The organism is Arthrobacter endolithicus (assembly GCF_026627425.1).
In the GTDB taxonomy this organism is placed as follows: domain Bacteria; phylum Actinomycetota; class Actinomycetes; order Actinomycetales; family Micrococcaceae; genus Arthrobacter_M.
Window position 1 is genome coordinate 12,474 of record NZ_JAPNLH010000023.1, and the last position, 26,408, is coordinate 38,881.

At 63.3% G+C, this 26,408-nt stretch carries 22 protein-coding genes and 1 pseudogene; 18 read left to right on the forward strand and 5 right to left on the reverse strand.

Annotation, left to right across the window (positions count from 1 at the left end):
- Window positions 1-26 precede the first annotated feature (26 nt).
- The 17 genes and pseudogenes from OS914_RS15855 (at window position 27) to OS914_RS15935 (ending at window position 20,641) form a co-directional block, all read left to right on the forward strand.
- The gene (locus OS914_RS15855; protein ID WP_267547050.1) at window positions 27-1,172 is read left to right on the forward strand and encodes a site-2 protease family protein; all 1,146 of its coding nucleotides are present in this window, start codon (window positions 27-29) and stop codon (window positions 1,170-1,172) included.
- A gap of 185 nt (window positions 1,173-1,357) precedes the next feature.
- Window positions 1,358-2,404: a tRNA (adenine-N1)-methyltransferase gene (locus OS914_RS15860; RefSeq protein ID WP_267547024.1), complete on the forward strand. Its 1,047-nt coding sequence runs from the start codon at window positions 1,358-1,360 to the stop codon at window positions 2,402-2,404.
- Window positions 2,405-2,588: 184 nt separating this feature from the next.
- Window positions 2,589-4,271, forward strand: a pseudogene (arc, locus tag OS914_RS15865) (proteasome ATPase); the annotation flags it as partial.
- Window positions 4,272-4,313: 42 nt separating this feature from the next.
- Window positions 4,314-5,942 (forward strand): depupylase/deamidase Dop, encoded by a 1,629-nt coding sequence (gene dop, locus OS914_RS15870; RefSeq protein ID WP_267547051.1) that lies wholly within the window; start codon window positions 4,314-4,316, stop codon window positions 5,940-5,942.
- 53 nt (window positions 5,943-5,995) lie between these two features.
- Window positions 5,996-6,199 (forward strand): ubiquitin-like protein Pup, encoded by a 204-nt coding sequence (locus OS914_RS15875; protein ID WP_267547025.1) that lies wholly within the window; start codon window positions 5,996-5,998, stop codon window positions 6,197-6,199.
- 7 nt (window positions 6,200-6,206) lie between these two features.
- Window positions 6,207-7,043 (forward strand): proteasome subunit beta, encoded by an 837-nt coding sequence (gene prcB / locus OS914_RS15880; protein WP_267547026.1) that lies wholly within the window; start codon window positions 6,207-6,209, stop codon window positions 7,041-7,043.
- A gap of 1 nt (window position 7,044) precedes the next feature.
- Window positions 7,045-7,785: a proteasome subunit alpha gene (gene prcA / locus OS914_RS15885; RefSeq protein ID WP_267547027.1), complete on the forward strand. Its 741-nt coding sequence runs from the start codon at window positions 7,045-7,047 to the stop codon at window positions 7,783-7,785.
- Between the two features lie 2 nt (window positions 7,786-7,787).
- The gene (pafA, locus tag OS914_RS15890) at window positions 7,788-9,164 is read left to right on the forward strand and encodes a Pup--protein ligase (RefSeq protein ID WP_267547028.1); all 1,377 of its coding nucleotides are present in this window, start codon (window positions 7,788-7,790) and stop codon (window positions 9,162-9,164) included.
- 133 nt (window positions 9,165-9,297) lie between these two features.
- Window positions 9,298-10,263, forward strand: coding sequence for an FKBP-type peptidyl-prolyl cis-trans isomerase (locus OS914_RS15895; protein ID WP_267547029.1), 966 nt, complete (start codon window positions 9,298-9,300; stop codon window positions 10,261-10,263).
- A gap of 64 nt (window positions 10,264-10,327) precedes the next feature.
- Window positions 10,328-10,726, forward strand: coding sequence for an FKBP-type peptidyl-prolyl cis-trans isomerase (locus OS914_RS15900; protein WP_267547030.1), 399 nt, complete (start codon window positions 10,328-10,330; stop codon window positions 10,724-10,726).
- Between the two features lie 118 nt (window positions 10,727-10,844).
- Window positions 10,845-12,941 carry a helix-turn-helix transcriptional regulator gene (locus OS914_RS15905; protein WP_267547031.1) on the forward strand — a complete coding sequence of 699 codons (2,097 nt, stop codon included), beginning with the start codon at window positions 10,845-10,847 and terminating at the stop codon, window positions 12,939-12,941.
- Between the two features lie 9 nt (window positions 12,942-12,950).
- The gene (locus OS914_RS15910; protein WP_267547032.1) at window positions 12,951-13,409 is read left to right on the forward strand and encodes a hypothetical protein; all 459 of its coding nucleotides are present in this window, start codon (window positions 12,951-12,953) and stop codon (window positions 13,407-13,409) included.
- 60 nt (window positions 13,410-13,469) lie between these two features.
- Window positions 13,470-13,811, forward strand: coding sequence for a Sec-independent protein translocase subunit TatA (gene tatA, locus OS914_RS15915; RefSeq protein WP_267547033.1), 342 nt, complete (start codon window positions 13,470-13,472; stop codon window positions 13,809-13,811).
- Window positions 13,812-13,862: 51 nt separating this feature from the next.
- Entirely contained in the window at window positions 13,863-14,669 is an 807-nt protein-coding gene (gene tatC, locus OS914_RS15920; protein ID WP_267547052.1) for a twin-arginine translocase subunit TatC, read from the forward strand.
- An 18-nt stretch (window positions 14,670-14,687) separates the two neighbouring features.
- Window positions 14,688-17,591 carry a DEAD/DEAH box helicase gene (locus tag OS914_RS15925; protein ID WP_267547034.1) on the forward strand — a complete coding sequence of 968 codons (2,904 nt, stop codon included), beginning with the start codon at window positions 14,688-14,690 and terminating at the stop codon, window positions 17,589-17,591.
- 64 nt (window positions 17,592-17,655) lie between these two features.
- Complete coding sequence (locus tag OS914_RS15930) at window positions 17,656-19,416, forward strand: amidohydrolase (protein WP_267547035.1); 1,761 nt, start codon at window positions 17,656-17,658, stop codon at window positions 19,414-19,416.
- A gap of 496 nt (window positions 19,417-19,912) precedes the next feature.
- The gene (locus OS914_RS15935) at window positions 19,913-20,641 is read left to right on the forward strand and encodes a polyprenol monophosphomannose synthase (protein WP_267547036.1); all 729 of its coding nucleotides are present in this window, start codon (window positions 19,913-19,915) and stop codon (window positions 20,639-20,641) included.
- A 90-nt stretch (window positions 20,642-20,731) separates the two neighbouring features.
- Here the strand turns inward: OS914_RS15935 and OS914_RS15940 are convergent, their stop codons facing one another.
- From OS914_RS15940 to OS914_RS15955, 4 genes are all read right to left on the reverse strand, one after another.
- Window positions 20,732-21,079 (reverse strand): RNA polymerase-binding protein RbpA, encoded by a 348-nt coding sequence (locus OS914_RS15940; protein WP_196396514.1) that lies wholly within the window; start codon window positions 21,077-21,079, stop codon window positions 20,732-20,734.
- Between the two features lie 98 nt (window positions 21,080-21,177).
- Window positions 21,178-23,040, reverse strand: a complete 1,863-nt coding sequence (locus OS914_RS15945) for an ABC transporter ATP-binding protein (RefSeq protein WP_267547053.1) — start codon at window positions 23,038-23,040, stop codon at window positions 21,178-21,180.
- 1 nt (window position 23,041) lies between these two features.
- Window positions 23,042-24,001: an SPFH domain-containing protein gene (locus OS914_RS15950; RefSeq protein WP_267547037.1), complete on the reverse strand. Its 960-nt coding sequence runs from the start codon at window positions 23,999-24,001 to the stop codon at window positions 23,042-23,044.
- 71 nt (window positions 24,002-24,072) lie between these two features.
- Window positions 24,073-24,564, reverse strand: a complete 492-nt coding sequence (locus OS914_RS15955) for an NfeD family protein (protein WP_267547038.1) — start codon at window positions 24,562-24,564, stop codon at window positions 24,073-24,075.
- Between the two features lie 188 nt (window positions 24,565-24,752).
- Between OS914_RS15955 and yczE the strand changes: the two genes are divergently transcribed.
- A complete protein-coding gene (gene yczE / locus OS914_RS15960) occupies window positions 24,753-25,520 on the forward strand; it encodes a membrane protein YczE (RefSeq protein ID WP_267547039.1) in 768 nt (255 codons plus the stop codon).
- Here yczE and OS914_RS15965 read toward each other — a convergent pair.
- Window positions 25,483-26,403, reverse strand: coding sequence for a putative RNA methyltransferase (locus tag OS914_RS15965; protein ID WP_267547040.1), 921 nt, complete (start codon window positions 26,401-26,403; stop codon window positions 25,483-25,485). The genes yczE and OS914_RS15965 overlap by 38 nt on opposite strands.
- Between the last annotated feature and the right edge of the window lie 5 nt (window positions 26,404-26,408).

Here is a 26,408-nt window from a genome sequence, read left to right on the forward strand (position 1 = left end):
TGAGTACACCGAGCGCGGGCGCGAAAATGATCCGCGACGGGATACCGCTGGGAAAAATTGCGGGTATTCCCATTGTGCTGGCGTATTCGTGGTTCCTGATCGCTGCCTTCACCGTGATTCTCTTTGGCCCGCAGCTTGCCAAGGGCTATCCGACGCTGGGCGCCGGAGCCTATCTGGTGGCGTTCATCTACGCGCTGTTACTGCTTTTTTCCGTTTTGGTGCACGAATTGGCGCATGCGCTGATGGCAAAGGCCTACCACTGGCCAACTCAGAAGATTGTCCTGAATCTCTGGGGCGGCCACACGCAGTTTGAGAACTTCACGGCCACGCCGGCCCGCTCGTTAATGGTGGCCTTTGCCGGCCCGGTGGCCAACATCGTGCTGGCTGGTCTGGGCTGGCTGCTGCTGAACGGGTTGGGCGCGCCGCAGACGTTAAACGCGGCTGTTTTGAGCACCTTGGTCAATATCTTCATGTGGGCCAACCTGCTGATCGGTGGTTTTAATGTTCTACCGGGCCTGCCGCTGGACGGTGGACGCCTGGTGGAGTCGATCGTCTGGAAAATCACCGGCAATCAGGAAAAAGGCACGGTGGCGGCGGGATGGGCGGGGCGTGTGATCGTGATTCTGCTTGTTTTCGCCGTCGTCGGCATTCCGCTGCTGGCCGGCAACCAGCCGGACACCACGAATGTCCTGGTGGTGATCTTCGTCGGCGGGTTCCTCTGGCTTGGTGCCAGCGGTGCCATCACCGACTCCCGAATGCGGCTGCGGTTGCCGCTGATCAGCGCCGGCCGGCTTAGCGACGGGGCGGTCGGGGTGCCGGTCGATTACTCGGTGGCGCAGTTACTGTCCGTCGTCGGAGCAGATCCGTGGCAGGGGATCGTCCTGTGCAGCCGCGAGGGTAGGCCGACGGCGATCGTTGACCGCGGCGTCCTGGCCACCGTTCCGGCTGCTGTTGCGGGCGAAACTCCGGCGACCGCCGTCGCCCGCAACCTTGCGGAAGGGGCTTATGTTCCGCAGACTGCGTCGGGACAGGAACTGGTGCAGTACCTGGCACAGCTGGCCGGCAGTGAATATGCGGTTATCGATCGGCACGGCCGCGTCACAGGTATCTTGACGCAGGCAGTGGTTGTCGCGGCCATTACCGGAAGGCCCGACCCACGGCTGAGCCGCTGAAATACTGAACCGGCGAACCACTGAGCCGGCGAACCACTGAATTGCCGAACAAGAGCGGCCGAAATACCGACCCGCCGGACCACTCCATCTGGTGACCAGCAATTCAGCGGCATGTGAATCATCATTCTTCTGTCCGCCCCACGGTGCGCAGAAGCCGTCATCTTTTCGAGTTAGGGACTTTGAATATGAGCCAGAGCAATGCCAAGCCGGCCGCCGGCAACCGCGCAGAACCGCACGGGGCGGCGGCACGGCGCGGGCCGTTTCGCGCCGGTGAGCGCGTCCAGCTGACAGACGAGCGGGCCCGGATGAACACCATCACCCTCACGCCAGGACAGGCCTATCACACGCACAAGGGCTTCCTCAATCACGATGCCGTCATCGGCCAGCCGGAAGGTTCGGTAGTGGCGAACAACGTCGGGCAGCTCTACCAGACATTGCGGCCGCTGCTGTCGGATTTTGTGCTGTCCATGCCGCGCGGCGCAGCCGTTGTCTACCCCAAGGACGCCGGTCAGATCATCACGATGGGGGACATCTACCCAGGCGCCCGGGTGGTCGAGGCCGGTGTCGGTTCGGGAGCTCTTTCCATCTCGCTGCTGCGGGCCGTGGGCGATGGAGGCTATCTGCATTCCTTTGAGCGCCGGGAGGAATTTGCCGATATTGCCCGCGGGAATGTGGAGACCATCTTTGGCGGGGAGCACCCGGCCTGGAAGATTTCGCTGGGGGACTTCCAAGACGAAGTAGTCCGGCAGGAACCGGCGGCCAGCATTGACCGCGTGGTACTGGATATGCTGGCGCCGTGGGAATGCGCCGACGCGGTCGCTACGGTCCTCGCCCCGGGTGGCGTGTGGATCAACTACGTGGCTACGGTGACGCAACTGTCCCGCACGGCCGAAGCCATCCGTGCGGACGGCCGGTTTACCGAACCGGACGCGTGGGAGTCCATGGTCCGCGGCTGGCATCTGGAGGGTTTGGCGGTCCGGCCGGATCATCGCATGGTGGCGCACACGGGCTTTCTGCTGACCGCACGCAGACTGGCCGACGGTGTCACGGGACTGACGCCCAAGCGCCGCCCGTCCAAAACAGAATTCAGCGCCGAGGATCTTAATGCGTGGACTCCGGCGAACGTCGGCGAACGGGACGTTTCCGCGAAGAAATTGCGCCGGGCAGCGCGCGAGGCAACTGCAACAGCGCCGGGGCCAGGCAGCGCCGGAAGTGACAGTAGCGACACATGACGGCCCGCAGCACGTCGAAAACGCCAAAGACGGCTAGTGTCTTAAACAAGGATTGAGGGCAGGCTCTGGCGAGTCCATTGCCACCTAACGGAAGGATGTGACGACCGTGAGCGAACCCACCAGCACCGCGGATCAGCAGGGCCATCAGCAGAATTCTGCTGCTGCGACCCAGCAACAGGCCGCCGTGGAGCGTCAGCTCAACGTGCTGCGGGACAAGCTTCGCTACGTCGACCGGCAATTGGCGGCCGCCACGGGGAACAACGCCAAGCTGGCCAGCACGCTGGAGAACGCTAAGGCGGAGATCGTCAGACTGCGCAGCGCGCTGGAAAAGGATGGACAGGCTCCTTTTAGCTTCGGGACCGTGGTGCAGGTCAATCCGCGGCGGATGGCGGCTGCGGATGCCACCGGTGTGGCACAGACGGAGGAAAGCGTTGACATTGTCAACGCCGGCCGGAAGATGCGGGTTGGCGTGAGCCCACTGGTCAACATCCGCTCCCTGAGTGCCGGTCAGGAGGTGCTGCTCAACGAATCGCTGACGGTGGTTGCAGGCCTGGGGTTTGAGCGCGTCGGCGAATTAGCCACGGTTAAGGAGTTATTGGGCCCAGACCGGGCCCTGGTCATCGGCAGGTCCGATGACGAGCGCGTCGTGCGGCTCTCGGGGGCGCTGCAGAGCGAGAAGCTGCGGGTGGGTGATGCGGTCTCCCTGGATAGCCGGACCGGGTACGCGCTGGAGAAGGTGCCCCGCTCAGAGGTGGAGAACCTCATTCTGGAGGAAGTCCCGGACATCTCCTATCAGGACATTGGCGGCCTGGGACCGCAGATCGAGCAGATCAGGGACGCCGTTGAGCTGCCGTTCCTGCATCCTGATCTGTACCGCGAGCACGGGCTCAAACCGCCGAAGGGTATTTTGCTCTATGGGCCTCCCGGCTGCGGCAAGACCCTGATTGCCAAGGCTGTGGCGAATTCGCTGGCGGCCCGGGCGGCGGAACGGTCTGGTTCCAAGGACCAGAAGAGCTACTTCCTGAACATCAAGGGACCCGAGCTGCTGGACAAGTATGTGGGAGAGACGGAGCGGCAGATCCGGATGATCTTCAGCCGCGCCCGTGAGAAGGCCTCTGACGGAAGCGCCGTCGTCGTCTTCTTCGACGAAATGGACTCGCTCTTCCGCACCCGAGGCACCGGCATCTCCTCCGATGTGGAGACCACCATCGTGCCGCAGCTGCTCAGCGAGATCGACGGCGTCGAACGGCTGGATAATGTGATTGTCATCGGTGCCTCCAACCGGGAAGACATGATCGACCCGGCGATTCTGCGGCCGGGCCGGCTGGATGTCAAGGTCAAAATCCAACGTCCGGACGTCGAGGCCGCGGCAGACATTTTCGCTAAATACATTACGGCGGACCTTCCCTTCCACGCCGATGATGTGGCGGCCAACGGTGGAGACCGGATCGCGACGGTGGAAGCGATGATCCAGCGGACCGTGGAGGCAATGTATTCCACCGAAAAGTCCAACGAGTACCTCGAGGTGACGTACGCAAACGGCGACACCGAAATGCTGTACTTCAAGGACTTCAACTCGGGCGCCGTGATTCAAAACGTGGTGGACCGGGCCAAGAAATATGCCATCAAGGACCTGCTCACCAGCGGCGAACGGGGGATTCGCATTGATCATCTGCTCCGGGCCGTGGTGGATGAATTCCGTGAGCATGAGGACATGCCCAACACCACCAACCCGGATGATTGGGCGCGGATCTCGGGCAAGAAGGGTGAACGCATCACCTACATCCGCACCATTGTCCAGGGCAAGGCGGGACAGGAACCGGGTAAGACGCTGGAGACAATGTCCAATACCGGTCAATATTTGTGACGGGCCTGCCATGAGGAGTCTGCCGTGACAGCCGTGCGGGTGATGGGCGCGGAGACGGAGTACGGGATCCATGCGCCCTCGGCCCCGGGAAGTAACGCGACGTGGCTGTCCAGCCAGGTCGTGCACGCGTATGCGCTGGTGACGGGCGAGCGGGCCGCGGGCGGAGCCGAGGCGCGCTGGGACTATACGGACGAGGATCCGCTGGCCGACGCGCGGGGCTGGTCGATGCCGCGGGAATCGGCGCATCCGTCGCAGCTGACCGATCGTCCCGATGAACTCACGGCCGCCCAGATTGCGCTGGAGGGCGGTGAACCGGATCCCGACCGCGATCCAGCCAACCGCGATCCAGCCTGCGGCGATACAGCTAGTACCGGGAATGGCCCGCTGATGATGAATATGGTGCTCGGTAACGGGGCCAGGCTCTACGTGGACCACGCCCACCCGGAGTACTCCAGTCCGGAAGTGACCAACCCGCGGGACGCAGTGGCGTGGGATGCGGCCGGGGACCAGGTGGCGCTGGCTGCGGTGCGCCAGATTGCGCGCACGCCCGGACTGCCGGAGGTCAGCCTCTACAAGAACAACACGGATAATAAGTCCGTTTCCTACGGCAGCCACGAAAACTACCTGATGCCCCGCCAGGTGCCATTTGGCGACATAGTCTCCGGACTGACACCGTTCTTTGTCACCCGTGCGCTGATCTGCGGGGCCGGCCGGGTAGGTCTGGGGCAGGACGGAGCCGGTGCCGGGTTCCAGCTGAGCCAGCGTGCCGATTTCTTCGAGGCGGAGGTGGGGCTGGAAACCACCATCCGCAGACCGATCATCAACACTCGGGATGAACCGCATGCGACGGCGGAGAAGTACCGCAGGCTGCATGTCATCATCGGCGACGCAAACCTCAGCCAGATCTCAAATTATTTGAAGTTCGGCACCACATCGCTGGTGCTGGACATGATCGAGCACGGCACGGTCCCGCAATTGCACATCCAGAACCCCGTGCTCTCCCTTCGCCGGGTCAGCCACGACACGGCGCTGACGGGCCTGCTCACATTGTCTGACGGACGCCGGGTAACGGCCCTGGATATCCAGTGGTTGTATTTGGAGGCCGCCAGCGGGCATGCGCTCCGTAGCGGTGCCGGGGCAGCCGACGGCGGTGACGGACAAACGCACGAGGTCCTGCGGCGCTGGGAGGAAGTGCTCACACAATTGGCGGCAGGTCCGGCGGCGGCGGCACGGTCAGTGGAGTGGGCGGCGAAACTTTCGCTCCTGCAGCAGTACCGGGAGCGGGACTCGCTTACGTGGCAAGACCCGCGGCTGGCCCTGATCGACCTGCAGTGGTCCGACGTCCGACCGGAAAAAGGTCTGTACTACCGGCTATTGTCCCGAGGCAGACTCGACCGGCTGGTTTCGGATGAAGACATCGCCCACGCGGTCGGCCATCCGCCGGACGATACCAGGGCCTATTTTCGTGGCCGGTGCATCCAGCGCTACGGCGCGAATGTCATCGGAGCCAGCTGGGACTCGGTCATCTTTGAGCTTCCGGGCCAACGCCGGCTGCAGCGCGTCCCCACGCGGGAGCCGCTGCGTGGCACTCGTGCGCTTACCGGTGCCCTGTTCGACCGTCACGCGCACGCTGCAGACTTCCTGTCGGAGCTGCTGGATACGCCCCGCTAGGACCTTGTTCATGGCAGGATGGAATCAGGACAAACGCTCGAAAGGGGATCACGATGGCTGGTCAGGAACAGAAGAACACTGCGGGGCGTACCGAAGAGGTTGAGGTCCCCGAGGCCCCGGCCCCGCCAAGCCCCGCTGCGGCGCAGTCCACCGCAGCTACGGAGGGATTGGATGACCTGCTGGATGAAATCGACGGCGTGCTGGAATCCAATGCCGAAGAGTTTGTCCGCGGTTTTGTCCAAAAGGGCGGACAGTAGGGACGAAGTGGCCGATACTTCTCGAGAAACCACTGCCGGGCGGGTATCCGCAGCGGCAACGTCATCCTTCAGCGAACATCTGGCCCAGTCCCGTCCCGACCTGCTGCCTTACGGTATGTCGCTGTCGGCGAAGAACCTGCCGGCAGGAAATCTGCCGGCCGTGCCGCATGCCACGACGATAGTCGCGCTCTCATTTGCCGGGGGAGTACTGATGGCAGGGGATCGCCGGGCCACCGTGGGATCGATGATTGCCAGCCGCCACATCGAGAAGGTGTTTCCAGCGGATCAGTACTCGGTGCTGGGGATCGCCGGGACGGCCGGAATTGCCATCGACATCACGCGGTTATTCCAGGTCGAATTGGAACACTACGAGAAGATTGAGGGGACGCTGCTCAGCCTGGAGGGGAAGGCCAACCGCCTCGGCGCAATGATCCGGGCAAATCTGCCGATGGCGATGCAGGGACTGGCCGTGATCCCGCTCTTTGCCGGCTTTGATGCCGGACGCTCCGTTGGCCGGTTATTCTCCTATGACGTCACCGGAGGGCGCTATGAGGAATTGGAGCACCACAGCGTCGGGTCCGGATCCGTCTTTGCCCGCGGCGCGTTGAAAAAGCTGTGGCGGCCGAATATGACCGAGGATGACGCGGTGCGCATAGCGGTGGAATCCCTCTATGACGCCTCCGATGATGATTCCGCGACCGGGGGACCGGACCTCGTGCGCCGGCTCTGGCCCATTGTGTACACGGTGACCAGGACCGGGTCCCGCAAGGTCAGCGAACGAGAGCTCGGTGCTGTGGTCGAGACCGTCGTCGCCTCTCGCGCGCTACTTGCCCGGGAGGCCTGAGATGACGCAGCAATTTTACGTTTCCCCCGAACAGATGATGAAAGATCGTGCGGATTTTGCGCGCAAGGGGATAGCGCGCGGGCGCTCCGTCGTTGTCATCAGCTGCTCGCAGGGGATTGCGCTGGTGGCGGAGAACCCATCGCCCTCGCTGCATAAAATCGGCGAAATCTACGACAAGATCGCCTTTGCTGCGGTGGGTAAGTACAACGAATTCGAAAGTCTGCGGCAGGCCGGAGTCCGCTACGCCGACGTGCGCGGCTACTCCTATGACCGCGAGGATGTCACCGCAAGGGGGCTGGCCAGCGTGTATGCGCAGAGTCTTGGGGCTGTGTTCACCGCAGAACAGAAACCGTTCGAGGTGGAACTGGCCGTGGCGGAGGTGGGCCGCAACCAGGCAGAAGACCACTTGTACCGGCTGACGTTCGACGGGTCCATCGCCGATGCCTACGGATTCGTGGTGATGGGGGGCCAGGCGGAGACGGTAGCCGAGGCAGTGGGCGGCAGTTGGGACGCGTCAGCGGGCTTTGGCGACACCATTCGGCGGGCCGTTGCGGCACTAAGGCTGGGCACTCTGGCACCGGCGGGAGAACAGGTAGGCGCCCCGGCGCTAAACCCTGCAGGCAGCCTGGAAGTGGCGGTGCTGGACCGGGATTCGGAGACCAACCGCGGCGTAAACCGGGCCTTCCGTCGGCTTAGCGAGCGCGATGTTCTTGGCCTATTGGAAGAAAGGGCGGCCAGATAACCATGGATAAGCGGATTTTCGGTATTGAAACAGAATTCGGTATCTCCTACTCCAGCCCTGGGGCGCGCCCGCTGTCTCCGGAAGAGGTCGCCCGCTACCTGTTCCGCAAGGTGGTCAGCTGGGGGAGGTCCTCCAATGTATTCCTGACCAACGGATCCCGGCTGTATCTGGACGTCGGATCACACCCGGAATATGCCACCGCCGAATGTGACGACATGGGAGCGCTGATAGCCCACGATCAGGCCGGCACGCTGATTCTTGATGACCTTGTGCAGGAAGCGCAGAACCGACTGCAGCAGGAGGGCTTCGATGGAAAGATCTTCCTGTTCAAGAACAACACCGATTCTGCCGGAAACTCCTACGGCAGCCATGAGAACTACCTGATTCCGCGCCGCGGCGAATTTGCCCGGCTTGCGGAGATCCTCATTCCGTTCCTGGTCACCCGGCAGCTGATTGCAGGGGCCGGCAAGGTCCTGAGCACCGGCCGCGGCGCTACTTTTGCATTCTCCCAACGGGCGGATCACATTTGGGAAGGCGTATCCTCGGCCACCACCCGGTCGCGTCCCATCATCAACACCCGCGACGAGCCGCACGCGGATGCCGAATTCTACCGTCGGCTGCACGTCATCGTGGGCGACTCCAACATGTCCGAGACGACGACTTTACTCAAGATCGGCACCGTGGACCTTATTCTGCGGATGGTGGAGAAGGGCGTCATTATGCGCGATATGCGGATGGAAAACCCCATCCGCAGCATCCGGGAGATCTCCCACGACCTTACCGGCCGGCAACCGGTCAAAATGGCAAATGGCCGCGAGCTGTCCGCACTGGAGATTCAGCGCGAATTTCTGACCGTTGTCACGGCATTCGTGGGCAGGGAAGGTGCCCACAATGATTACGTCCCACAGATTCTGGACCTCTGGGGCAGGGCCTTGGATGCGATCGAGTCTCAGGACTACAGCGGTATTGATACCGAAATTGACTGGGCGATCAAGAAGAAGCTGGTGGACGGCTACCGGATCCGGAACGGGCTTGACCTAAATTCACCCCGGATCGCCCAGCTGGACCTGACCTATCATGACATTTCCCCCCATCGCGGCCTGTTCAATATTCTCCGCGCCCGCGGATCGGCGGCCCGCCTCGTCAGCGACGCCGAGATCAAATCCGCAGTCGACGTTCCGCCGCAAAGTACCCGCGCCAAGCTGCGCGGGGACTTCGTCCGCAAGGCCCAGGAGGCGGGGCGGGATTACACCGTGGACTGGGTGCACCTGAAACTTAACGACCGCTCACACCAGACCGTGCTGTGCAAAGATCCCTTTGCCAGCACGGACGAGCGCGTCGATGCCTTGATCGCGTCCATCGACCGGGACGCGCAGTGACGCGCCCGCAGCGCAGCGAAACATATCGTGAGAGAACACTCAGGCAGGTCCGCTAAGCTGTTCGGGGTTCGCTGCGCCTAGGCGCTGACGTTCCCAGCACCATTTTCCATCTGTCATCGACGAAAGTGTCTCCGTGCGCCGACTTCTTGCATTTTTCCTACCAGCGCTGCTGCTGCTCAGCGCCTGCGGTGCGGCCGGCTCCACAGCCGGGGCGTCGTCGTCGCCGGCTGTCAGCGTACCGGCCGCCCACGCCGACGTCCTCTCATCGGTCAAGGTGACAGCGGGAGCGGCCGGCAAAGCGCCCACTGTGGACTTCGCCAAGCCGTTGAAGATCACGGACCAGTCCATCAGGGTGATTTCCGAGGGCGACGGCGCCAAGGTCACCGATGGCCAGTCCATGGTCCTCCGGTTGGCGGCGTTCAATGCCGAGGACGGCACCGCCTTGGGCGATTCTTACGCCGACCCCGCGGGGCAGTCCTATGTGGTTGATTCCAAGTTCCAACAGCAGTACCCGCTTATCTACGCCACCTTTGTGGGTGCCAAAGTCGGCTCAGACATCGCTTACGGAGTCCCCGCCACTGCGGCGGTGGCGGGCAGCACGGCGGCGCCGGCCCAACCGGCGGCCCCCGCCCAGCTGGTCATTTACCACATTGAGGCCGCCAAAGACGTGGCCAAGCCGCTGTCCAAGCCGGAGGGGGATACTGTGACCCCGCCGGCTGGCCTGCCCACTGTCAAGGACGATGACAAGGGCGTTCCGCAGATCACGATTCCGACTACTCCGGCCTCTACAACGCTCGTGTCACAGGATCTGATTAAGGGCAAGGGCCAGGAAGTTAAAGCGACCGACACCATCGTGGCCAACTACGTTGGTGTGACGTACAAGGACGGCAAAACCTTCGATTCCAGCTACGCGCGCGGCAAGACGGCCACTTTTGCCCTCAACCAGGTCATCCAGGGCTGGACGCAGGGCCTGACCGGCAAAACCGTAGGATCACGCGTGCTGCTGGTCATCCCCAAGGCGCTCGGTTACCCGACTCCCACTGCCGGCCAGCCGGATGGCGATCTGGTGTTTGTGGTCGACATCCTCGGCATCCAGTAGCGGCTATCCCTTTTTTCCGGGGTTGTCCCGGCACTCATCATCAACATCATCAAGAAGGAGCACCATGTCTTTTGGGCAGCGCGAATATGACCGCCAGAAGCCGGAAATCGATTTCCCGGATCACGAGGTCCCTGCGGATCTATTGATTGAGGATCTGATCGAGGGTTCCGGCCCCGAAGTCCAGGCGGGTAATACCGTCTCCGCACACTACGTGGGAGTGGCATTTTCCAGCGGCGAAGAATTTGATTCTTCCTGGGGCCGCGGCACGCCCCTGGACTTCAAGGCCGGTGTTGGCCAGGTCATCCAAGGCTGGGATCAGGGGCTGCTGGGCATGAAGGTCGGCGGCCGCCGCCGGCTGGAAATTCCCTCCGAGCTTGCCTATGGTGAGCGCGGCGCCGGAGGGGCCATCGGCCCCAATGAGGCATTGATTTTCGTGGTGGACCTCGTCGGACTGCGCGCCTGAGGCCAAGTCGTAGCGTCAAAGCGGCGTACAAAGCGGTGCTCCGGTCAGCCGGGGCGCCGCTTTTGTGCACTGGTCTAGTACTCTGACGGGTGTGCCTGTATCTTCCACTGAACGCCTGATGAATCTCGTAATCGCCCTGCTCGGTACCAAATACGGGCGCAGCCGCGATTTTCTGCGCAACCGGATCAACGGCTACGACCCGCAGGCCACCGATGATGCCTTCGGCCGGATGTTTGAACGCGATAAGACGCACCTGAAGAACCTCGGAATTCCGATCACCAGTCTGCGCGATCCGCATGGTGAGGGAGATGACGCCTGGAAGTATCTGATCCGGCCGCAGGATTACCGGTTGCCGCAGATCCGGCTGGATCCTGAAGGCCTGGCCGTCCTTTCGCTGGCTGCCCGTGTCTGGGAGCAAGCATCGCTGGGCTCGGCGGCGGCTCGTGCGGTCCGCAAACTCGAGACGGTTGCCCCAGCTCTGCCGGCGGCCTCGGCTCCGGTCATTGCACCACGGATGCGCACCACGGAGGCTGCCTTCGATCCGCTGTGGGAAGCCCTGCTCAATCATCAACGGGTGAGCTTTTCCTACCGGCGCTCCCAAGATGTCCGGACTGTTCAGCGGCAGGTGGAGCCCTGGGGACTTGGCAACAAATACGGTCAGTGGTATTTGAGCGGACGGGACATCCGGCAGGGCGAACAACGGCTCTACCGTTTGGCCCGAATCACCTCGGACGTCAGCATTGACCGCAAGGCAACGTTTAGCCGGCCGGAGAATTTTGACATGGCAGCGGTCCTGGACTCGTTGGGCACCGGACCGCTGAGCGAGGCCGTCCTTGCGCTGCCGGCCGGGCGCGGCCAGCTGCTGCGCGAAATGGCCGCCGGGCATCCAGCCAGTCGTCCGAAGAGTCACTCAACGAGCCAGCCAGCAGATCATCCAGCGAGTCAGCCAACCGAAACCGGGGAGCCCGCGCAGCGGCAAGGCTGGGACCGGGTCACGGTGCCCTACCGTGACCCGGAGCTGTTGGCCGACGACCTTGCCGCCATGGGTGCCGCCGTCGTCGTTCTTGCTCCACCGGTTCTGCGGGCCGCGGTGCTGCGTCGGCTCCAAGGTGCCGCAGCAGTCGCGGCCGGCTTCGCTCCGGCGGCCGATTTTACCCGGCCGTTGGTCCCGCGCCGGCCAAAGCCAAACAGCGAAGACCGGCTTCGCAGGCTATTGGATCTGGTGCCCTTTTTGGTGCAGAACTCCGGCATCGAAGCGGACGCCGTCGCTGAGGAATTCGGTATAAGCCTTTCTGAGCTGGAGGCGGATCTGGCGCTGCTCTCGGTCTGCGGCCTGCCCGGATACCAGCACGGGGAGTTGATTGACGTGCGCTGGGATGAGGGGACGGTCTTCATCCGGGACGCCGACGAACTGGCTAGACCACTGCGGCTAACGCAGGAGGAAGCCTGCGCTCTGTTGGTTGGGCTGGAGTCATTGCAATCGCTTCCCGACGACGGCGCGCTTCCGGACGACGGCGGCGATCAGACACTGCGGTCGGTGCTGGAGAGCGTGCGGAGCGTTGCCGGCTCGGACGCGTGGCTTGCCGACGTGGTGCAGGCACGGATTACCCCACAAGCCTCCCTGCAGATGCTGTCCGTCCTGCAGCGGGCGGTGACGGGCAGTGCGCGGGTGCGGATCAGCTACTTTGTTCCCCTCCGCGACGAAGTGACGGACAGAGTGATCGAGCCGTTACGGCTCTTTTCGCTCGATTCGCACTGGTATGTGGAGGCGTGGTGCACCTTGGCCTGCGGGATGCGCAATTTCCGTCTGGACAACATCCGGACCGCTTATCCCACCGGGGAAGCTGCCGTTGTGCATCAGCTGCCGGTGGACGCGCCGTTGCCGGAGAGCGCCTTTACGCCGGGGGCAGCGGACCTGGACGTAGTGATCGCCTTGGACGGCTCCTCGCAATGGGTCACAGAGGCTTACGGTGCCAGGGAGCAGGCCATCCTGCCCGACGGCCGGATCGCAGTCCGCCTCAATATGGGGCGCGCCGCGGCGGTTCCTGCGCTGATGGCACGCCTTGCCGGGGGAGGCCAGGTGTTGGAGCCGGCAGATCTGCGGGAGGAAACCGCGGCTTTTCTCGCGGAAGCTCTACTGGGGTATGCCCGGGCCGTGGAGGTGGACGGGGCCGGGGCCGGGGCCGGGGACACCTGCGCGGACACGGACCGATAGACTGCCGGTATGCCTTGGTGGTCATGGATTGTTATCTGGATTGCGCTGATCGCGCTGTCGTTGCTGTACGTGCTGCTGCTCGGCATTAGGACGTGGCGAGGATTTTCGGCAACCGTCGATGCTTTCCATCATGCAGGTGCGGAGTTGTCCCGATACCGCGCCGGTGCGGAACAAAGGCTCAGCGCCGAGCGCAGCGTGATAGAAGAGCGCGGTGCCGTTGAAAGAGGCGGTGCTATAGAAGAGTACGGTGACGTTGAAGGCGACGGTCGCACGCAGCTTGCGGCCCGGGGCCGGGCAGTAGGCGGGCTACCGGGCTGGGCGGTTTTTGCTTCGCCGGAGCAAATGAAGGACGAATACACCGCGGCGAAGGCCGAACGGGTCAGCAGACGCCGTCGGGTACGCGTGGCCCGCAGGAGCGAACGGGGTCAACTTCAATCCTGGCGCGACATCGAATCGCTGCGGGACTGACTTCAGTGCAGCACAGACCTCTCATTAGACGTAGGATGTATCAAAAGGAAGGGACGTATCGTGGGCAAATTATTTGAGAACCCTTGGGTTGTTCTCATTATCATCATCGTGATTGTGCTGCTCTTTGCGGCCCCCAAGCTTCCGGGCATGGCCCGCAGCCTAGGCCAGTCCATGCGGATCATTAAATCCGAGGTCAAGGAAATGAAGACGGATGGGAAATCGGACGCTCCCAACCCCGCACCGCATGCTGCGCCTACGGTGCCGTCCGAGCCGCCGGTAGAAGGCAGGATTGTCAACAACCCGCCGCAACCCGGGGGACAGTACAGCCCCGATGGCCATTACAGTGCCGAGGGTCAATACAAAGGTGACGGCCGTACGCCGGGCACCGGTAATCCCTCCTAGCTAGCGCCGGTGAGCTCAAAGACGGGGCGCAAATCCAACCCTGAGGGTCGGATGGCCCTCAAAGAGCATCTGATTGAGCTGCGCAATCGGCTGATCAAATGCGCCATTGCCCTCGTCATCGGTGCCGTTGTTGGCTGGATTCTATACGACCGGCTTTTTACCGACGTTGCACAGCCGCTGATGGAAATCAGCAAACAGCGCGGTGTTGTGGCGTCGCTGAACTTTGATGGTGTGTCCACATCCTTCGACCTGAAAATCCAGAGTGCGTTCTTCCTCGGGGCAATCTTTTCCTCGCCGGTATGGATCTACCAGCTCTGGGCCTTCATCACGCCGGGGCTGACGAGCAAAGAGCGCCGGTACACGCTTGGCTATATGTTCTCGGCGATTCCGTTGTTCTTGGCCGGTATCTGGACCGGCTGGCTGATTCTGCCCAATATCGTCGTTGCGCTGACTTCTTTCACGCCGGTTGGCGGATCCAATATTATCCATGCCACCGACTATTTGACCTTCGTCATGCAGTTGATGCTGTTCATGGGAATCGCGTTCTTGGTCCCGGTGGTGCTGGTGGCAGTGAACATGGCAGGAATTATTGCCGGCAGGACGATGCTGAAGGCCTGGCGGATCACGATTTTGGGGGTCACTGTTGTCTCAGCGATGGCAGCACCGGGCTCCGACGCATTCTCCATGTTCTTTCTAGGCGCCCCCTTGCTGGTGCTATATTTTGGCGCCATTGGACTGTGCATCCTTAACGACAAACGCCGCGATAGGAAGACTGCCAAGCGGGTGGCGGAAACCGAAGCCACCGCCGATACGGCGACTCCTTTCCAGGAACTAGGGACGGATCTGGAGCAGCTCTAGCTACCGTAGGCTAGGGATATGTCCTCGCCAGCACAGAGATACCAGGCGGCCATGGCCCGTTCAGCACGAGCCCGGACCCGGTTGGGTGAATTCCAGCGCACCTTAGAGTTCGAGCTTGATGAATTCCAGCTGCAGGGCTGTGCCGCACTGGAGGCCGGCCGCGGAGTACTGGTGGCCGCGCCAACCGGTTCCGGCAAGACCATTGTCGGCGAGTTCGCCGTCTATCTCGCGCTTGCCCGCGGACTGAAAGCCTTTTACACCACCCCGATCAAGGCACTGAGCAACCAGAAATACAGCGATCTTGCCGACAAGTACGGGTCTGAAAATGTCGGGCTGCTCACCGGCGACACGAATATCAACCCGGACGCACCGGTGATCGTGATGACCACGGAGGTGCTGCGCAATATGTTGTATGCCGGCTCTCAGGCTCTGGACGACCTGGCTTATGTGGTGATGGACGAGGTGCATTACCTGGCGGACAGGTTCCGCGGGGCCGTCTGGGAAGAGGTAATCATTCACCTGCCCAGCGAAGTGCAACTGGCCTCACTCAGCGCAACGGTCTCCAACGCTGAGGAGTTCGGAGCATGGCTGGACACAGTGCGCGGGGATACGGATGTGATCGTCACCGAGCACCGGCCGGTGCCCCTTTGGCAGCACGTCATGGTCGGCCGGGATATTGTGGACCTCTTCGCCTCCGATGTTCCGTTCGATCAGCTTCCGGACGCCGCACCCGGCCCGTCCGGCCCCGATGCCTTTGAGGTCAATCCCGAGCTGGCCCGGCTGGCCAGATCCGAAGCCGGCACGGGGCGCGGACGCTATGCCCACGGCGCGGGGCGCAACGGCCAACGCCGGGGCAGGCTGCGGGATTCGGACCTGCGGGACCAGGACCGACGAATGCAGCCCGGCAGCGCAGCTGCGGCGCGGGGGCAGCAGGTTTCGGTGGTGCGCAGGGCCAGCCGGTCACAGGTTATTACCGCCCTGGACCGGCAGGGCCTGCTGCCGGCGATCACGTTCATCTTTTCCCGGGCCGGCTGCGATGCCGCCGTGAAGCAGTGCGCCGAGTCCGGGCTGTGGCTGACCACTGAGACCGAACAGCGGGAAATCGGCCGCCGCGTTGATGAGGCCTGCCGGGACGTCCCGGCGGACGATCTGGAAATCCTGGGGTACTGGAGCTGGCGGGACGGGCTGATCCGGGGCCTGGCTGCGCACCACGCCGGCATGCTGCCGACCTTCAAGGAAGTCGTCGAGCAGCTCTTCGTGGACGGTTTGGTCCGGGCGGTATTCGCCACTGAGACCCTGGCACTGGGGGTCAATATGCCCGCACGCTCGGTGGTACTGGAAAAACTGGATAAATTCAATGGCGAGGCCCATGTCGCCATCACCGCAGGGGAGTACACCCAGCTGACGGGGCGCGCAGGCCGCCGCGGCATCGATGTGGAAGGCCACGCCGTCGTCCTCTGGCAGCCCGGTACGGATCCCGCCGCCGTAGCCGGACTCGCTTCCCGGCGCACCTATCCACTCAACTCCAGCTTCCGGCCCACGTACAACATGAGCATGAATCTACTCGCGCAGTTCGGCCGCCCGCGGGCACGGGAGATCCTGGAATCGTCCTTTGCACAATTCCAGGCCGACCGTTCCGTCGTCGGGCTGGCCAGGCAGGTCCGGTCCCGGCAAGAGTCACTCGCCGGCTATGCGGAGTCGATGACCTGCCATCTGGGAGATTTCAGTGACTATGCGCGGCTGCGCCGCGAACTGACGGACCTGGAGAATGCCGCGGACCGGCGGAAGTCCCAGGTGCGCCGTTCGGCGGCTGAAGAGTCGCTGGAGCGGCTCCGTCCCGGTGACGTCGTGGCTGTCCCCGGCGGCGGCACACCGGGGACCGCCGTCGTCGTCAGCGCCGACACGTCAGCTCACGTTCCGAGGCCGACCATTTTGACGCTGGAGAAACAGATACGGCGGCTGAGCATTCACGATCTGGCCGGTCCGATAACTCCCGTGACAAGGATCCGGATCCCGAAGGCGTTCAACGTCAAGCTGGCCAAGGACCGACGGGACTTGTGTGCAGCGGTGCGCCATGCCCTGGCCCCATCGAACGAGCGCACACCGGAGCAAAGCGCCCAAGCGGGTCGCAGGGCACCTGCATTCCAGCTCTCCGAAGCGGCGACCGGGCAGGAGCAGGCCATTACCGACCTGCAGCGCAGGTTGCGGGCACACCCGTGCCATGGCTGCAGCGAGCGTGAGAGTCATGCGCGCTGGTCGGAGCGGTGGTGGACACTGCGCCGCGAAACCGATGCCCTGGAGCGGCAGATTCAGGGCCGCACGAACACGATTGCAAAAACGTTTGATCGGGTCTGTGACGTGCTCAGCGGTTACGACTATTTGGAGCCGACGCCCGACGGCGGTCTGCGGCCGAGCACCGACGGACAGCGGCTGCGGCGCATCTATGGCGAAAAAGACCTGCTCGTCTCGCTCTGCCTTCGGGACGGCGCCTTGGACGACCTTGACGCGGCGGAGCTGGCCACGCTGGCCTGCACCTTGGTGTACCAGGCCAAGCGGGACGATCGGGGTCTGCGTCCGCGGATGCCCAGCGTCAGCTTGGAGACCGCTGTCGACGCCGTGATCCGTCAGTGGTCAGTCCTGGAAGACGTGGAGGAAGCCCACAAATTGCCGCTCACCGGCGAGCCGGAGCTGGGTCTGGTCTGGCCGATGTACAAGTGGGCCACGGGCCGTGGACTCCAGGATGTGCTGTCCGGGACGGATCTGGCCGCCGGGGACTTTGTCCGTTGGGCCAAACAGGTCATCGACTTGCTCGATCAGCTGGCGAAGGTGCCGGCCCTGGACCCGGCGTTTGCGCGGTTGTGCGTCGCGGCCATCAACTCCGTACGCCGCGGCGTGGTGGCGTATTCGGCCGTGGTCGAATAGCACGGTCCAGTGCTTCACCCGCACCCTGGCATTTTGCCGATCTCCCGTGAAAGGACCAACCCCGATGCCCCTGACCCTTTACCGCAACGGTTCCGTCTACAGTGCCGCCGACCCGTTCGCCACTGCCATGCTGGTGGATTCGGGCACCGTAGCCTGGGTCGGTACCGAACACGCTGCCGCGTCGCTGGCTGATCAGCGCATGCGCCAGGTGGATTTGGGCGGAGCACTAATTACCCCCGGATTCGTCGATTCGCATGTTCATATCACGGAGACCGGCATTGCGCTGGCCTCCGTTGACCTGACCCCGGCCCTTTCGCTGGCCGAAGCGCTGGCCCTGCTTGCCGCTGCCGCCACACCCTCAGGGACGACCGGTGCCGGCGCCGCGGCCAGGCGAACGTCCGCGGCTGCGGCAGGTTCCGGCGCGGGTCCGATCCTCGGACACGGCTGGGATGAAACGAAATGGCCGGAAGGACGACCCCCGACCGCCGATGAGCTGGACCGCGCCAGCGGCGGCCGCGAGGTCTACCTGTCCCGCATCGACGTTCATTCCGGCGTCGTTTCATCGGCCCTCGCGGCACGGGCACACCTGCACGGCCTGGATGGCTGGCTTGGCGAGGGCCTGGTGGCCCGCACTGCCCATGCCGCGGCCAGGGATGCCACCCGGACGTTTTCGACGGCGCAGCGGACCGCCTACCAGCTGCGGGCGCTGCATGCCGCTGCGGCAGCCGGCTACGTGGCAGTGGCGGAAATGAGCGCACCCCACGTCGGCTCCGCGGAAGACCTGCAACTGCTTGCCGCCCTTGCGGCCGGTTCGGGGGGCCCGTCGGGTACACAGCCGGATAGTCGGCCGGGAGCGGGGCCGGCCCTGCCGCAGGTGCTGCCCTATTGGGGGCAGGCCGTCAGCACGGCCGAGGAGGCGCGCAGCGTGCTGGCCGGCCTAGGCACCGAAGTACTCGGCCTCGCCGGAGACCTGAATATTGATGGTTCGATCGGCTCCCACTCGGCGCTGCTGCGCGAACCTTATGCGGATGCTCCTGGCAACAGGGGAACCCAGTACCTCTGCGTTGAACAGGTCACTGACCATCTGGCTGCGGCCTCGGAGCTCGGTATCCAGGCGGGTTTCCATCTGATTGGCGACGGCGCCATGGACATTGCCGTCGAAGGCCTGCGGCGGGCCGCCGCACGGGTAGGGATAGAAAAGGTCCGCGCTGCCGGCCATCGTTTTGAGCATGTGGAGATGGCTGACGACGACGCAATTGCTGCCCTCGCGGCGCATTCGGTTACCGTCTCGGTACAGCCTTACTTTGACGCGCTCTGGGGCGGGCCGGGGGGCCTCTATCAGACGCGGCTGGGTGCGGCACGGGCTGCTGCGCTCAATCCGATCGCAGCGTTCTACGCCGCAGGTGTCCCCGTTTGTTTTGGCTCGGACGCCCCCGTTACACCGATGAACCCCTGGGCCAGCGTGCGGGCAGCGCTTTCACATCACCAAAGCGCTGCCCGTATTTCGGCCCGTGCCGCTTTCCTCGGTCACAGCCGGGCCGGCTGGCGGGCGGCGCGGGCGCGCGATCCGTTGTTGGGCCAGTTGGTGCCCGGAGCACCCGCAAGCTTTGCCGTCTGGGACGTTGCCGAGCTGATGGTGCAGGTAGCCGATGACCGGGTGCAGTCCTGGAGTACGGACCCTCGAGCGCGAACGCCGCTGCTCCCGGCACTGGATGCAGGAGAAGACCCGCGGTGCCTGCAGACAGTGCACCGCGGGGTGCAGCTGTACTCGGTTCCAGGGTTCGGCGCCGAAGCGCCCGGGGTCGAACCTTCCGATGGGCCGTGATTCTGCACATACCGGTGCGGCCTCAGACGTCCGGCAATTTCAGCGGATAATTATAACTATTTGTTATCAACCGCTCCCGCGCTGACCTGCACAAACGTCAGAAGCTGCAGGTCAGAGCTCGATTGACACCTCCTCCACAGGACGTAGGCTGTTATCTCAACGGGTTCTTCCGTCCAAGAGGGAAAGACTTGGCCTGCATCGCCATGCGGGGGTGCACGGCCACACACCGCTGAACGGCACGGCCGTTTGAATGCAGTGTGCCGTGAAGAGAACGGGCCCAAGGCGGCTCCAGCAGTGGGTAGGTTCACGCGTCAGTAGAAAACAGTTTTGTGGTCACCGCGACGGTGCGTGCATGGCTGGCCCGAAGGCGCGTGAACCTACCCTTTTTCTTCCCGCGTATAATGGACCTTTGCGCACGGCGCGTTCAACACGCCCATGCACGCATCGTCCCGAATGCTGGTTCGCCGGCAACCCCTGCAAGGAAAGGCACTCATTAGTGCGTGTCCTCACCATCATTCCCACTTACAACGAGCTCGAGTCGCTGCCGAAGACGCTGCGCCGGCTGCGCGCCGCGGTACCAGACTCGGACGTCCTGATAGCAGATGACAACAGCCCTGACGGTACGGGGCAGCTGGCCGACGGTTTCGCGGCGGAAGACCCGGCGGTCCACGTCCTGCACCGGGCCGGCAAAGAGGGCCTGGGTGCGGCCTACCTCGCAGGATTCGGCTGGGGCCTGGCAGCCGGCTATGACGTATTCGTGGAGATGGATGCGGATGGTTCCCACCAACCGGAGCAGCTTCCAACGCTCCTTGCAGCGTTGGAGGATGGTGCGGATCTGGTGCTCGGCTCCCGCTGGGTGCAGGGCGGCGAGGTTGTCAACTGGCCGCTGCAGCGCAAGCTGATCTCACTCGGCGGCAGCTTCTATTCCCGCGTGCTGCTGGGCGTGCGGATCAAGGACATCACCGGCGGATACCGGGCCTTCCGCCGCAGCACACTTGAGGCCCTAGACCTGAGCCAGGTCGACTCGGTCGGATATGGCTTTCAGGTCGACATGCTCTGGCGGGTAGCGCAACTCGGATTGAAGATCGTCGAAGTCCCGATCACCTTCGTGGAGCGTGAGTTCGGAGCGTCCAAGATGAGCGGCAACATCGTCCAGGAGGCGATGATCAATGTCACCAAGTGGGGCCTGACCGCCCGGTGGAAGAAGCTGACCGGGAAGAGCTAGGTCCCGGGTAAAAACCTCGGGAGCCGGTGACCATGGTGGTCGCCGGCTCCCGAGGTTTAAGCCGCTGTGGCTTCGTGGTTAGTGATGTCCCTAGGCGCTGCGGCGTTCTCCGCGGCGTTCCCGGAGGATAGTCAGTCGGTCGGCCAGAATAGTTTCCAGCTCCGGTAAGGATCGGCGCTCCAGCAGCATGTCCCAGTGCGTACGGACCGGCTTTTCGTTCGAATCAACCGGTTTCTCGCCGTCGACCAGCAATGCTTCCTTGCCCGTCTTGGAAACCCAGACGGCGGGAATTTCCGCCTCGGCGGAAAAGGTCACGAAGACCTGTTCGCCGTCCGTGCACCGGTATTCCACACGCTGGCGCGGTGCTGGTTCGACACCGGATTCGGTTTCCATGCTCTGGGCACCCAGACGCATGCCCCGCAGGCTGCGATCGCTCATAATTTCTCCCTTTTTGTGTCTGCTCCCGGTCGATTCACGGGAAGTAAGTTCATCGGGTACAACGCGCCGCCGGGCGGCATTGTTCCCAACGCACTAGTCTACCCGCTTGTGCTGCCGGCGTCAGCCCGGTCAAGTCCTACAGCGTTCAGGCGGGCGTAGATACCGCCGGAGGCCAGGAGCTGCCGGTGGCTGCCCTGTTCGGCCAAGCTGCCGCGGTCCAGAACAAAGATCCGGTCCGCGGAGACTACGGTGGAGAGGCGGTGCGCAATGGCGATGGTGGTCCGCCCGGCCATCACTGCTTCCAGTGCACTTTGCACCAGACGCTCGCCCGTGGTGTCCAAGGCACTCGTCGCCTCATCCAGAATGAGCAGGGGTGGATTCTTCAATACCACGCGGGCAATGGCCAGACGTTGCTTCTCGCCCCCGGAGAGACGGTATCCGCGCTCTCCAACCACGCTTTCGTAGCCGGCCTCGAAGCTCATGATCCGTTCGTGGATATTGGCCACTTTGGCGGCGCGGATCAGCTCGGCATCCGTCGCCCCAGGCCGGGCGTACCGCAGGTTTTCCGCGATGGTGCTGTGAAAAAGATACGTCTCCTGCGTCACCATCCCGATGTTCTGGCGCAGCGATTCCATCGTCAGGTCCTGGATATCATGGCCGTCGAGCAAGATCCGCCCGCGCGTGGCCTCGTAGAGACGGGGGATCAGGTAGGACAATGTGGTCTTCCCCGCCCCTGATGCGCCCACAAAAGCAACAAACTGGCCGGACTCAATGTGCAGAGAGACCTCGTCCAGGGCCCACGTCACCGGTGCGGCGCGGGGGGCGTATGAGAAGGAGACGTTGTCAAGCGTCAGGGCGCCGCGGACAGCGCCCTGCACTAGGCTCCGGGCCCCGGGTCGGTCGACAATGGCAGGTTGAAGGTCCAGGTATTCAAAGATACGTGCAAAGAGGGCCTTGGAGGTCTGCACATCCAGCGCTACACGCATGAGCGACAGGATCGGCATGCTGATCCTCGCCTGCAAGGTGGTAAATGCGACCAGCGTTCCGGCGGTGATCGGCCAGTTTTGCGTCAGCAGCCACCCGGCGCTCAGGTAGACGATGGCCGGGGTAACACTCATGACAATCTGCACGGAACCGAAAAACCACTGCCCGGTCATCTGCTGCTTGATCTGCAATTTCAGCTGTTTGTCATTCTCCCGCCGGTAGCGCGCAGTTTCCCCGCTTTCCTGATTGAAGACCTTGCTGAGCACTATCCCGGAAACCGAGAGGGCCTCCTGCGTGATCGATGTCATGTCCGACAGCGATTCTTGGGTCCGCCGCGCAATTCCCTGCCGCACCCGCCCGATCCGGATCTGCAGGAATATCAGGAACGGCAGGAGGATCAGGGCTACGGCAGTCAGCTGCCAGGACAGCAGCAGCATGGCGGCCAGGGATGAGATGACGGTTACCGTGTTGGCCAGAATTGAGGGCACCGTGTTGGTCAGAACGCTGGCCACCCCACCAACATCATTAGCCAGCCGGGATTGGATCACCCCCGTTTTAGTCCGGGTAAAGAAGGCTAGTTCCATCTTCTGCAGATGCGAAAACAGCTCGCTGCGGACATCAGCCATGACATTGTTCCCGACGCTGGTCGTCAGGTACGTTCGCCAGACATTCAGCACTGAAACCAGGATGCTCAACAGAATCATCAGCGCAACCAGCTGTGCCAGCAGCGGCAGTCTCACGCCGCCGTCGTGCGGGAAGAGCGCTTCATCGAAGGCCCGCTGGGTGAGCAGCGGAACCGCCACGCCCAAGGATGAACCCAGCAGCACCAGAACCGACGTGCCGGCAAGTTTGCCGCGGTAGTCAGCCAGGAGACCCCAGATGCGGCGTCCCAAATGACCGATTTCCGGGGAATTAAGATCCCCCGGACCGCTGAGGAGGCGGCCGCCGCGGCCGCCTCCTGCCGTACCTGCGGTGATGCTAGAGACCCGTAGCGGTTTCGGTGCCCGCCGTGGCCAGATTCACCGGCGGAGTTGCTGCGGGCTCATCCGGGGTGCTCCTGCCCAGAACATCCCCGATGCCCTTGAGTGCCTCACCGATTTCGCTCGGGATAATCCACAGCTTGTTTGCCGAACCGTTGGCCAGTTTCGGCAGCGTCTGCAGGTACTGGTACGCCAGCAGTTTCTGCGTCGGATTTCCCTTGTGGATGGCGTCGAAGACCTTCTGGATCGCCTGCGACTCGCCGTCGGCCCGCAGGATCGCGGCCTTCGCATCACCCTCAGCCTTCAGGATGGCGGACTGCCGTTCACCCTCAGCCGTCAGAATGGCGGACTGCTTGGTGCCCTCTGCGGTCAGAATCGCTGCACGCCGATCCCTTTCGGCGCGCATCTGCTTTTCCATCGAATCCTGGATCGACAGGGGCGGATCAATTGCCTTGAGCTCAACCCGGCTGACCCGGATACCCCACCGGCCGGTGGCCTCGTCAAGCACCCCGCGCAGCTGGCCGTTGATCTGGTCCCGGCTCGTCAACGCCTCTTCGAGGTTCAGGCCGCCGACGACGTTACGCAGTGTCGTCGTCGTCAGCTGCTCCACTGCCTGAATGTAGTTGGCGATTTCATACGTGGCCGCGCGCGGATCCGTGACCTGGAAATAAACCACGGTATCTATGGAAACCACCAGGTTATCCTCGGTGATCACCGGCTGCGGCGGGAAAGAGACCACCTGTTCGCGCAGGTCCAGCAGCGGCAGCAGCCGGTCGACGAACGGAATCAGCAGCGTGAGCCCAGGGTTGAGCGTCCGGGCGTATTTCCCGAGACGTTCCACGACTCCGGCGCGAGCCTGCGGAATAATGCGGACCGACCGGACCAGGACGATGATCACAAAGATAATTAGGACGACCAGCACGATCGACAGTGCGACGGCCCCTGCGGACTCACCCATAGTTCCCCTCTTTTCATTTCTTCAAGACTCGAGCGTGTTGGTTCAGACGGACGGTGGCTGCGCCGCAGCGGTCAGTGGCCGGCAGCCGCGCTGGGAGAGCCGGGCGAAAAAGAGGTTCCCGGGAGCGAGACGACGGCGGTGGCACCCTCGATGGCTCCGACGACAACCGCCTGTCCGGCCGAAAGTTCCGCCGGACCGCGTGTGCGGGCGGTCCACGTGTCCCCGCCGATTTTCACCAGCCCGGAGTGTTCGGTCACGGCTTGAACTACAACGGCGCTGTGACCGATCAACCTGTCGATGTTCGTGCTGTGCTCATCGTGGTCTTTGTGCAGGTGGTTGAGGGCAACCGGTCTAATAAAGACGATCATGGCCAGGGCTACTACGCAGAACACAATGATTTGCAGCCAGAGCTGTGCGCCCATAAATGAACTGGCGAGCGCCGCGAGCGCCCCCGCGGACATCATGATGAAGAATAGATCTAGGGTCAGCATCTCAATGCCGGCGAGGATAAGGAAGACGACGAGCCAAAGCGCCCAGCCGTTTTGCACCAACCAGTCAAACATTGCAGCCCCCTTGAAAGTGAACGTAGTTTCAGCCTACTACCCTTAGCGATTTTCTGACCCCGCCACGGTCCACCGGGGGCCGCGGCGCAGCTTTCGCCCGCGCGGGAGTCTTCTGGTCAATAATCGATGGCGGAAGGCAGACGTGAGGTGCTTTTCAATTGTTTCTGTCCTTCGATGAATGGTTACCGATGAAAGCCTTCCTGACCACGGATAACGTTTCCGCGCGTGTGCTGCGTTTGTCTGCAGGCCTGTTCGCCTACGGCGTGGCGATCGCCCTGATGATCCGCGGGAATATCGGCGCTTCACCGTGGGACGTTTTCGGCCAGGGCGTTGCCCTGAGCACCTCGCTGAGCTTCGGTCTGTGCACCATCATCATCAGTGCGGCGGTGCTCTTGCTGTGGATTCCGCTGCGCCAGCGGCCCGGCGTGGGCACAGTCGCCAACGCCGTTCTCATCGGCGTCTTTGCCGATGTGGGGCTGGCTTTCATCCCTCGACCAGCGCACCTTGCCCTGCAGGCCCTGATGTTCTCCGCCGGGCTGTTCCTCCTGGCGCTGGCGACGGCTCTGTACATTGGCGCCGGGATGGGGCCGGGGCCGCGGGACGGCCTGATGACGGGGCTCGTGCGCGTCACCGGCAGGCCCGTCTGGCAGATCCGCACCGGCCTTGAGCTCATCGTCGTCGTCATCGGTTTCTTCTTGGGCGGGGTTGTCGGCCTTGGCACCCTGGCCTTTGCCGTCGCCGTCGGGCCGTTGACCCAACTGACCCTCAAATGGCTTCATGTCGATCTGCATCAACCCACGATCCGGCGCGCACGAGCACCGCGGGAAAGGGCATCGCGTGCACAGGCATCGCGTGCACGGCTCCGGCGGCCTCAGCCGCGGCGCCGGAAAGCGAATCGCCGCGCCAAGGCACGGCCGGTCAGTGCGCCGGAGTGTGGTGGGGGTAAAAAGTGCTGATCCGGAACCTGGCCGTGACGTCCGTGTGCTCCGGCAGTGCGGCCACCCGGTCCCGCAGCTGCGCCGGATCCAGATGATGGCCGGCCGGCCCCATCAGGGCAATCCGGAAAACATCTGCGGGGCTCAGCGACATCTGATGCTCAACGTCAGTGAACCCACCGGGAGCAAAATGTGTTGCCACGGATGCCTGGAGAACATTCTGCTTGTCTTCCTGCAGGGCCAGCAGCCCGGCCACGCCGGCGATCTCGGCCAAGTGTCCGGGCAGCGGGGTGGCCACCACCAGTACGCCTCGCGGCGTCAGGATGCGGGCAAACTCGGCGGGGTTGCGGGGCGCAAAGACGACGACGACGACGTCTGCCGTGACCGCGGCAATCGGCAACGGCTGCCACACATCCCAGACAAGGTTCAGCGTCTCCGGATTCAGCCTGGCCGCCCGGCGAAGGGCAAATTTGGAGATATCCAGCCCGATCGATGCCAGCGCCGGACCGGTCGGCCCTTGGGCAAGGCCCGCGGAAGGTCTCCGCTGGGCGGCGGCACGGTGCAGCTGATGCAGGTAGTAGCCCGTCCCGGTTCCCGCATCCACCACCAAAGAGTCGCCGTTGTCAGGGGAGTGAGCCAGGACGGTGGTGGCCAACGCCTGCGCCAGCGGAAGGTAATGCCCCGCCGCCAGGAATTCTTCGCGTGCGGCAACCATTGCAGCGCTGTCTGCAACGAAGCGTGTCCCGGCTCCGGTAAGGAAGTTAATGTAGCCCTGTTTGGCAATGTCAAAGCTATGGCCGGAATCGCACACGAGGGCGCTGGGCTTCGGCGTCGTAGCGCAGTCGATGCCAAAAGACCCGGCACACAATGGGCACAAGAGTGCGGAAACTCCGGAGCGGTTCATGGTGA

Excerpts from the sequence above, each read along its gene's own strand:
- OS914_RS15855 (WP_267547050.1), top strand. The coding sequence starts at position 27 with ATGATCCGCGACGGGATACCGCTGGGAAAAATTGCGGGTATTCCCATT.
- OS914_RS15860 (WP_267547024.1), top strand. The coding sequence starts at position 1,358 with ATGAGCCAGAGCAATGCCAAGCCGGCCGCCGGCAACCGCGCAGAACCG.
- dop (WP_267547051.1), top strand. The coding sequence starts at position 4,314 with ATGGGCGCGGAGACGGAGTACGGGATCCATGCGCCCTCGGCCCCGGGA.
- OS914_RS15875 (WP_267547025.1), top strand. The coding sequence starts at position 5,996 with ATGGCTGGTCAGGAACAGAAGAACACTGCGGGGCGTACCGAAGAGGTT.
- prcA (WP_267547027.1), top strand. The coding sequence starts at position 7,045 with ATGACGCAGCAATTTTACGTTTCCCCCGAACAGATGATGAAAGATCGT.
- pafA (WP_267547028.1), top strand. The coding sequence starts at position 7,788 with ATGGATAAGCGGATTTTCGGTATTGAAACAGAATTCGGTATCTCCTAC.
- OS914_RS15900 (WP_267547030.1), top strand. The coding sequence starts at position 10,328 with ATGTCTTTTGGGCAGCGCGAATATGACCGCCAGAAGCCGGAAATCGAT.
- OS914_RS15905 (WP_267547031.1), top strand. The coding sequence starts at position 10,845 with ATGAATCTCGTAATCGCCCTGCTCGGTACCAAATACGGGCGCAGCCGC.
- OS914_RS15910 (WP_267547032.1), top strand. The coding sequence starts at position 12,951 with ATGCCTTGGTGGTCATGGATTGTTATCTGGATTGCGCTGATCGCGCTG.
- tatC (WP_267547052.1), top strand. The coding sequence starts at position 13,863 with ATGGCCCTCAAAGAGCATCTGATTGAGCTGCGCAATCGGCTGATCAAA.
- OS914_RS15925 (WP_267547034.1), top strand. The coding sequence starts at position 14,688 with ATGTCCTCGCCAGCACAGAGATACCAGGCGGCCATGGCCCGTTCAGCA.
- OS914_RS15930 (WP_267547035.1), top strand. The coding sequence starts at position 17,656 with ATGCCCCTGACCCTTTACCGCAACGGTTCCGTCTACAGTGCCGCCGAC.
- OS914_RS15940 (WP_196396514.1), bottom strand. The coding sequence starts at position 21,079 with ATGAGCGATCGCAGCCTGCGGGGCATGCGTCTGGGTGCCCAGAGCATG.
- OS914_RS15950 (WP_267547037.1), bottom strand. The coding sequence starts at position 24,001 with ATGGGTGAGTCCGCAGGGGCCGTCGCACTGTCGATCGTGCTGGTCGTC.
- OS914_RS15955 (WP_267547038.1), bottom strand. The coding sequence starts at position 24,564 with ATGTTTGACTGGTTGGTGCAAAACGGCTGGGCGCTTTGGCTCGTCGTC.
- yczE (WP_267547039.1), top strand. The coding sequence starts at position 24,753 with ATGAAAGCCTTCCTGACCACGGATAACGTTTCCGCGCGTGTGCTGCGT.
- OS914_RS15965 (WP_267547040.1), bottom strand. The coding sequence starts at position 26,403 with ATGAACCGCTCCGGAGTTTCCGCACTCTTGTGCCCATTGTGTGCCGGG.